Annotated in this window: 6 protein-coding genes; 2 read left to right on the forward strand and 4 right to left on the reverse strand. The window is 63.1% G+C overall.

Features of this window, described 5'->3' with window-relative positions:
• Window positions 1–294: 294 nt before the first annotated feature.
• The 4 genes from ACWC0C_RS44540 to ACWC0C_RS44555 are packed head-to-tail and all read right to left on the reverse strand — an operon-like array spanning window position 295 to window position 4,091.
• Window positions 295–1,698 carry an FAD-dependent oxidoreductase gene (locus ACWC0C_RS44540; protein WP_450870612.1) on the reverse strand — a complete coding sequence of 468 codons (1,404 nt, stop codon included), beginning with the start codon at window positions 1,696–1,698 and terminating at the stop codon, window positions 295–297.
• On the reverse strand, window positions 1,691–2,833 hold the full coding sequence (locus ACWC0C_RS44545; RefSeq protein ID WP_450870614.1) for an MAB_1171c family putative transporter: 1,143 nt from the start codon (window positions 2,831–2,833) through the stop codon (window positions 1,691–1,693). Before ACWC0C_RS44545 ends, ACWC0C_RS44540 begins: the two co-directional genes overlap by 8 nt.
• A 47-nt stretch (window positions 2,834–2,880) precedes the next feature.
• Entirely contained in the window at window positions 2,881–3,492 is a 612-nt protein-coding gene (locus ACWC0C_RS44550; RefSeq protein WP_450870616.1) for a toxin, read from the reverse strand.
• Window positions 3,489–4,091, reverse strand: a complete 603-nt coding sequence (locus ACWC0C_RS44555) for a hypothetical protein (protein WP_450870618.1) — start codon at window positions 4,089–4,091, stop codon at window positions 3,489–3,491. The genes ACWC0C_RS44550 and ACWC0C_RS44555 overlap by 4 nt, the downstream gene beginning before the upstream one ends.
• A 1,274-nt stretch (window positions 4,092–5,365) precedes the next feature.
• Between ACWC0C_RS44555 and ACWC0C_RS44560 the strand changes: the two genes are divergently transcribed.
• Together ACWC0C_RS44560 and ACWC0C_RS44565 are read left to right on the forward strand one after the other, a co-directional pair.
• Window positions 5,366–6,634, forward strand: a complete 1,269-nt coding sequence (locus tag ACWC0C_RS44560) for an ATP-grasp domain-containing protein (protein WP_450870619.1) — start codon at window positions 5,366–5,368, stop codon at window positions 6,632–6,634.
• Between the two features lie 178 nt (window positions 6,635–6,812).
• Entirely contained in the window at window positions 6,813–7,838 is a 1,026-nt protein-coding gene (locus ACWC0C_RS44565; RefSeq protein ID WP_450870621.1) for a hypothetical protein, read from the forward strand.
• Window positions 7,839–7,958: the final 120 nt, after the last annotated feature.

Raw genomic sequence — 7,958 nt, forward strand, 5'->3', positions numbered from 1 at the left:
TGTACCGCTCGTGAACCCGTGCGTCGAGCGGACCACGCTGTTCTGCCTGCTCTGGACAGGCTGACACAAACCCGGGAGTACCGTCTTCAGGCCTTCGTGCCACACTGAGGTGCACCACCGCCCGCCTTGCAATCCCCCGTCGAGGCGGGCGTTGGTGCGTCTCCGTGCGGGCGTGGTGGGACAGCAATAGATTGATGACGCCTGCGTATCTCGTTGGTCGTAACAGTACGGGCCGAGCGACAATAGCCATTGTTACGGAGGTTACGTCCGCCGAGGTGGTGTATCGACAGCCCATCAGGAGGCCTGGGCAGCATGGCGCTCATCTTCTCGAAGTGGCGGCCCGGCAAGGTGCTCCCTCTTGCGACCGAAGAGCATGGGTCCGAGCATGTCAAGCGAGAACAAGCGGGTGGGCGGCTTCTCAAGGCTCATGACGTCCAGAAGGGCACCGAGGGCCCTCGGATTGGATGCGCCGGTCGTGACGCAGCGGTCGACGTAGCGGGCTAGGGCCTTCTCGACTGCGCTGGGTGGGGTTTTGGTGGCGTCGGGATAGAAGGCGTCTTGGCCAACGGCGAGATTCCATGCGGCGGAGACGGGTCGGGCCGCGGCCCGCTGCAGGCGTTGTGCGGTGCCCGGGGCCGTGAGGCTTGTAGTGCGCAGGATATTGCGGACGGCGATGGCGCACTGTGCGGCGACGGTGAGGCCGTGGGCGTATATGGGGTTGTAACCGGCGATAGCGTCGCCCAGGACGATGAAGCCGTTGGGCCACCGCCGCATCTTCTCGTAGTGGCGGCGGTGGTTGGCGGTGCTGCGGCTGGTAGCGACGTCCCCTATCGGTTCGGCGGATTTGAGAAGCTCACCTATCACTGGATCACCGAGTCCGAGCGCGAAGTCCACGAAGAGGTCAGGATCGTTCGTGGGTTCGCCGCCGCGTGTGCCGCAGAGGGTGACGATCCAGCGGCCGTCCTCGATGGGCAGCATGACTCCTCCTTGGCCGGGCGCCTTGGCAGGGTTCGGCTGCACGTTGATGACGGGGAAGTCGATCACGTTGGTAGTGCCGGGCGCCTTATAGAGGCGGGTTGCATAGCGGACGCCAGCATTGACCTCCGTCTCGGTCACCTTCGGCAGGCCCAACTCCTGGAGCCATCTCGGGGCATGGGAACCGCGGCCGGAAGCGTCGACCACCAGATCAGCCGCCAGGGTCTCCGCGCCACTGGCGGCCTGGACGTGGACGCCGGTGACAGCGCCGACGGCGCCTGCCAGGCTGAGCGCAGTCGTGTTCTGGCGGAGCGTGATCCGCGGGTCCGCCAGAACACGCCTTCGTAGGACGTGGTCCAGCAGGTGTCGGGAAGAGATCAAATTCTTGTGGTGGGTGGAGGTGAAGCGGCGGAACCACACCTCGTTGGGGGCGCGGCTCACCATGTCACCCATGATGTGCACCAAGCGCGCGCCGCTGGCCACGGCCTCTTCAACGACGCCGGGCAGCAGGTCGTTGAACGCGGCGACGCCCCCGCTCCACACCAGGTGTGCGTGATCCGCCTGGGGAACTCCGCGGCGGCGCTCGGGGGTACGAGGAAGAATGTCGCGCTCGAGGAGTGTGACGTCGGCGAACTCTGCGAGTGCGGATGCGGCGAAGAGCCCGGTCGCACTGGCGCCGATGACGATGACGGTCGGTCGGCTGGTGGTGGCTCTGTCAGGCATGTGCGGTCACGCTTTCTGGGCTGGTCAGCCTTCGAAGAAGGCTGTCGACACTGCGGGGCCAGTAGAGAGCCCTTGAGATGGACTCGATGCGGCTAGTGACTTCCCGGCTGATTTGTGCAGGCTCGTCGCCGGCGTTATGCGGAATCTGGCGGCTGTAGGCGTGCAGGGCGGCGCGGATCGCGACAGCTCCCGCGAGCCTGCGGGCCTTCGACTGGCTGTGGCTGTGGCTGGTGGCGGCTGCCTCGTACGCTCGCTGGTAGAGGTCCTGGTCGTAATAGGGGGCGAGCCGCAACAGCCCGTCCTGAATGTGCTGCCGGCGTTGCATGAGCCGCAGGTCGAGAGGCGCGAAGCGACCGACGCGCGCCTTCGCCGCCGACGGAGCTACGCGCCGAATCGCTCGTGCGAGCGGATGCAGGGTCCAATACGTGGCTTGTTCGCGTGGCCACGTCTGCAAGAACGGGCCGCAGACGGGCAGGAGGAAGCCGACGGCGATGAGAGAACCGCCGAGGATCGCGAACGCTGGGGCAACGGAAACGTTCAGGTAGTCCCAGTTCGTCCCGGCCCATCGTGCGCCGATCGCGATCAGTTTGGCAGCGTCAAAGACCAGCCCGAGCGCGTGGCCGACCTGGAGACAGACGAGACCGGCTTTCAGCCACCGGGAGCTGACGTGAGAGATCCAGGTCCAGATCATCCACGCGGAGACGAGCGTCGAGATCAGGTAGCCAAGCAGGTAGAGGAGAACGTGTTCGCGCATCCACGCCGTGTTGGCGTAGTAGGTGTCGAGGTCGTAGTCGCGCTCAACGGGTACGTCGGCCATGAGGAAGGTCATCCACAAGGCGGCAATGACGCCAGCGTAGATGGCCCAGACCCACCGGATCCTGCGGCGGCGTCGTGACGAAGGTTCTTCCCGCCACGTGATGATCATGGTCAGGCACGCACCGCAGAATGCGGTGATCATGGAATACGTCCATGGCCCCGCGAAGTTCGGGACGCCAGTGATGACGTTGATCTTGTGGATGTGCGTCACGGAGATGAAAACGGCCAAGGCGAAAAGCAAGACGAACCATGTTGCCCGTGCATTGGGGTCTTTCCAGGACCGGATGATCGTTGGCGACTTGAGGACTAAAGCCGTCATGAGCAGGGCGGTGGGAAGCGCGTAGGGCAGGTGCAGTACCGTAAGTCTCACAGCACGCGCCCGCCATGGCTGGTCATGGACAGATTGATGCGGCCTTCGAGCGTCTCACTGCTGACTGGTCCTTGAGCGTATGGGCCAGTCACCCAGGTGCGAACTTCCCTGCCGAAGAGCAGGCCGAACGTCTCCGCATCCACTTCATGACTGTCCAGGGAATCACCGCGTGCGGCGATAGTTAGAAGCGCGTCGCGGGGGACCTCCTGGGCCGTGAGTATCTGCTCCGCAGCCCGTTGAAGGGCTTCGGGCGCTTGGTTGCTGGTGAGGCTGCGCGCAGCGGCGGGGATGCCACCGGCGAGGTGGTGGCCGCAGCCACCTTGTTCCTCGTGCCAGAGCTCGTGTCCCAGGATGACGAGCTGAGACTCGGGGACCGCGCGTTCCTCGACAACGATGACGGAGTAGCTGCCGCAGTCGAGGCGCATTCCGGAAACGGGTATGTCTGGAGGAAAGACGCGGAAAACCAGTTCGATGTGCCGGTTGCGACGCTTGCTCAGAGCTTCACAGAATGCTGTCATGACGGTTCGAGGGTCCGCAGGCCGTGTGATCTGCTTCTTTGCCTCCTGGCCAAGTTCCGCGAGCAGCTTTTTCATGGCCCTCGCGCTCACGACCGCTCCTCCTCCGAAGTCAGGGACTTCAAGACGCCGTCGATGAGCCGGTGAAACTGCTCAGGTGTCATGGTGCCGTGACGCCGTAAATCTGTACGCACTACGCCGTACTGTTTCATGAGTTCGAGGATCGGGTCCTGTGGCTGCGGCTTCTCGTACCTCTCCAAGACGGGCACGAGGATACGGTTAAGGGATTCTGCCGGCGTCCGGGTGAAAAAGCCCTCGCCACCGTCGACATCGAAGAACTTGGCCAAGTCGTGAAGTAGGCGCACGTTGGGCATCTTGTCCCCGTTGAGCACGTTACGTGCCCACGGGGCAGAGATGCCAAGCTGGTCAACCATCTCGTTAACCAGGTCGGCCATCTTTCTCCTGTCCCCGCCGTGACGGGCGAAAGCGAGGGCCCTAATGCGCGTGGTGACACGCTCCTCAACGGTTCCGGCAGCCACGTCTTCGCAACGCAAGAGCGCCGCGACTGTTGACTCCGGTAGCGCCGCCCTGCCGGCAAGGCTTCCTACGTCCAGCAGGTCGGATCTGCTGAGATTCTGCTCCTCGATGCACCTGTTGAGGCGCTCAAGTGTCTCCTGGAGAGGGTTCTCCACCGGTGTACCTCCGGGAATATCGAGACCACTCGTGTACCGCACCCTACGGGGACGTGGCGTGCTCCACAATGATCGTTTTTTGCGACATCAGCCACAAGTGGCGGAGCCCGGTGCTGGTCTGACGTCATGTCAGGCGGGCGGCTCCTGGTAGCGACGATACAGTCGGCGGCGGCCAGTCAGGAAGTGTGATTTTCAACGATCGTTTTCAAGCCAAAAACGATCGATCGCAATGAAGACAAAGGCCCAATTTCTAGGCGGGGTCGGCCAGGGGGAGATGCTGGCGCTCGGTACCCGGCCAGCGTGGCGTGCCACTGCGTTCCATCAACTCAAGGCGGTGACTTGCGCTCAGCCGGATCCTGAGCTGTGCCGTTCCCTCCCGCGTTGTCGGCCTCAACCTCACTCCCTCACGGACTTGCGCGTGTCGGCGCTGTCCGGCGATCGGGTGCGTTGCGATTTCGGCGGCTAGCGCCTTCATTGGCCCGACCTGGTGGCTCTACCGTGGTCTGCCATCAGGCAGCTCCCGGGGCGCATATCGAGCTCGAGGGCTCCGGCATCGGGCAGAGGTCGAGCTGCCTCGGTCTGTGTGTGATGGCGTCCGGTGTCGTCTACCGGAGCCCAACTCGGCAAACGCTCTCGAGGGGCCACTCCTGACGCGCGCACTCGCCCGTCGGAACGAACGTTTCCTTGCTGAAAATGATCGTTGACAGTGGTGTTCGGCCGTAGCACGATCCTGCGATACGGCGTCCCGCCAGCTGCTGTCCCTCATGTCGTCATTCGTTAGTCATCGGTTTGGATGCCAAGCATTGGATTGGAGGCCTGTGCATGCGCGCGCCAACTTGGCCTAATGTGCGACATCTCACCGATCGTGACTTCATCGCTGTGGATGAGGCTGAACCTCACCGATTGACGATGGAGAACCTCAACCCATGCTAGAGGCTGGGCCGTTACATGCTAGGGCGAGCAGGCGGTCTACCGCTCGTCTCCTCCAATGGTTTGGGACAGTCCCACAAGTGATTAAAGAGGCCCCCCGCCCCGCTCAAAAGGCAGATACGTGTGGGCACGCGCAAGACCGTCGGCAGGGTGTGTGAGTGTAAGTACCACCCTGACGTCGGCCACCCAGTCCTCGTGCATGGTCTTTAGACGGTCATCAGCGCGCCGAGAGTGTCGACATGGTAATGGAACTGGTCCTCCAGGAGCCCGGAAGGCGCACCTGAAGCGTCGATCGAGAATAACTGGGAGGCCAGGCTCGAGCCGACTTCTCGTCAGAGGTAGAAATGTCTGAACCCGTATGCCTCCTTGGGGCCGGCGGTTCCCGCGCTGGTGAAAACGAGTTCCGCCTGGCACGGATCGCCGCTTCGCACCCCGTCATACTTCTTGATGCCGCGGTGCCGGCGTGGGCGCGCCAATACCTGGTACGTCACATAGCGGTCGATCTCGCCGATCCCGTCTGCACCGTCGCTGCCGTGAAGAGCTATCGTTCCCGCCATGAACTGCGTGGTGTGCTCACGTACATGCCGGAGCATCTTGGTACAGCGGCACTGATCGCTGAACTGCTCCAAACGCCGAGTTCGCCGCTGGAAGCACTGGCGGCCTGCAGTGACCTTGCCGAACTCAGAAGACGGCTCACACGGCATGGGGTGCCACAGCCGCGCTGGGCAGAAGTGCTGGATGCCCAATCGGCAGCAGCTCAGGCGGAGCTTCTCGGATACCCCGCCCTGATCAAGCCGACGAGAAAACGGGGCAGGATTGCCTTACACGTGCATAACCCGGCCGAGGTCCGCACGGCATACGAACTAGTCGCCGGGAACCGGACAGGCAGGCCCATCGATCGATGCGAAAGCGCTTTGATAGAGGAGTACCTGTGTGGGCACCAGGTCTCCGCTGAAGCGATCGTTCTGGATGACGCAGACATTAGAATTGCTGCCATAACCCGTACGGTGGTTGGCCCGCCTCCAGCCCTCCAGGTCTTGCGCCACTGCATCTTCGCGCATGACACACTGCTGCACAACCCCATACTACGGCAGATTGTCACCCGTACCATACGGGCACTGGGCATTACGCTCGGTGTGCTCAATGTCTGCATGATGTTCACGCCAACTGGGCCCCGCATCACCGACGTTAGCGCCCATCTCGCCGATGACCTTATTCCGATGTTAGTGCAGCAGGCCACCGGAATAGACCTGCCAGGAATTGCCGCTGACTTGTCAACCGGCCGTACCGTAAATGTCATCCCCACCCGGCAGCGAGCAGCAGCTATCCAGTTCCTCTACCCCGGGGCAACGGGCTACGTGCGTCGTCTAGCAGTGCACCCTCATGTAAACCGCCAGCCACTTCTTGACCGCATCGTTCTCACCCAACAAGTCGGCAACCATGTGACGCATGAAGCAAACGCGACCATAGACGATCGGATCGCACACATCGTGGTCCTTGGACCCGATGGGCCAAGCTGTCACAGTGCGCTGGACCAGATTGCACAGCACATTGACACCGACGTCGTGCCGTCGTTCCCGGCATGCGCTGAGGCAGCATGCCGACGGAGCTGACAATCCGCCGCTCTGGCGGGGCAGTCGGGGTGAGCAATAGATCTTACTGGCGGAGAAGTCACTGTTCGCAAATGATATCAGCCGATGCGGAACCACTGGACAAGGGCGAGATCGACCAGCTGCACGTCGCATGGGGGGTGACGCAATGAGCTTCCCTGGCCGGATCAAGCGCGGCCCAATGGCCGCCGACGTGCTGCAACGGCAGTTCACCCAGATCCACAACGCGGTGTTCCGTGACCCGCGGATGAGCTTCAAGGCGAAAGGAATCTTCGGGCTGATCAGCACCCATGTAGACGGATACGGTGTCTCTGAGGAGTCGATCACAGCGTGCGCCACGGACGGGCTGTCGGCTGTCCGGACCGGCCTAAAGGAGTTGATCACCTTCGGCTACCTCCAGCGGCGGCGCGAGCGCGACGAACTGGGGCGTCTCGGCGAGTCCGAGTACTACATCACCGACATGCCGGAGGGCCTCTCGATCATCCTGTCTCCAGGGTGGGACGTCCCGAAGGAAGCCCGCAGGTCAGAGCCAACATGCGAAAATCGCACCTTGGACGCCGACGGACGAACTCCCAGCTCAGAGCCAACATCCGATTCACCTAAGTTGGACGAGCCAAGGTTGGAAAATCGCCCGCATAAGAACAACACCCCCGGAGGGGGTTCCTCCCCCTCCGGGGGTGAAGAAGACTCTCTCTCTCAGAACAGAGCGGGTGTGCCCACTCCGGACGGCGACGACACGGCTGGAGAGAGAGACACAAACGCTGCGCCCCAGACAAGCCGAACAACCTCAGTGGCTAAGGTGCCAAAGCAGCGAGAGCCGTCAGAGCAACAAGCAGCAGGGACGCGAATCGTGGCCGCGTACGCGGCTGCTCTCGCACGGCCCGTGCTGAAAGGCACCCGGGCCAAACTGGAGCGTCAGGCCGATGAGCTACTGGCGCAGGGCCTGCCGGAAGGGTGGCTGTGCGACCGGGCGCGAGAGCTGGCATCGCGCGGCTGGAATGATCTCGTCCAGCATGTCGAGCGGTCCACGGTCCCGATCGAGGGGCGTTGGGGGACATCTCGCCCCAGCTTGCCGGAGTGGTGCGGCGAGTGTGGCGAGCACACGATAGCCGCGCGCCTCAATCCGCGGTTCCGCACCCTCGGCCCCGTGGGTTCGGGCGAGAAGTGCCCGCGCTGCCACCCGGACGCCTTCCACACGGCCGGGTGAGCCGCACATACCGACCGTGGCTGGCTACTGACCTTGTTGGCGTGATGTCGTCAACGTGAGGCCGGTTTCGGCGAGACATCCATCGATGAGGTTGCTGCGGTACTGGATCTCGCGGAGGCC

The sequence above is a fragment of the Streptomyces sp. NPDC001709 genome (genome assembly GCF_053596375.1).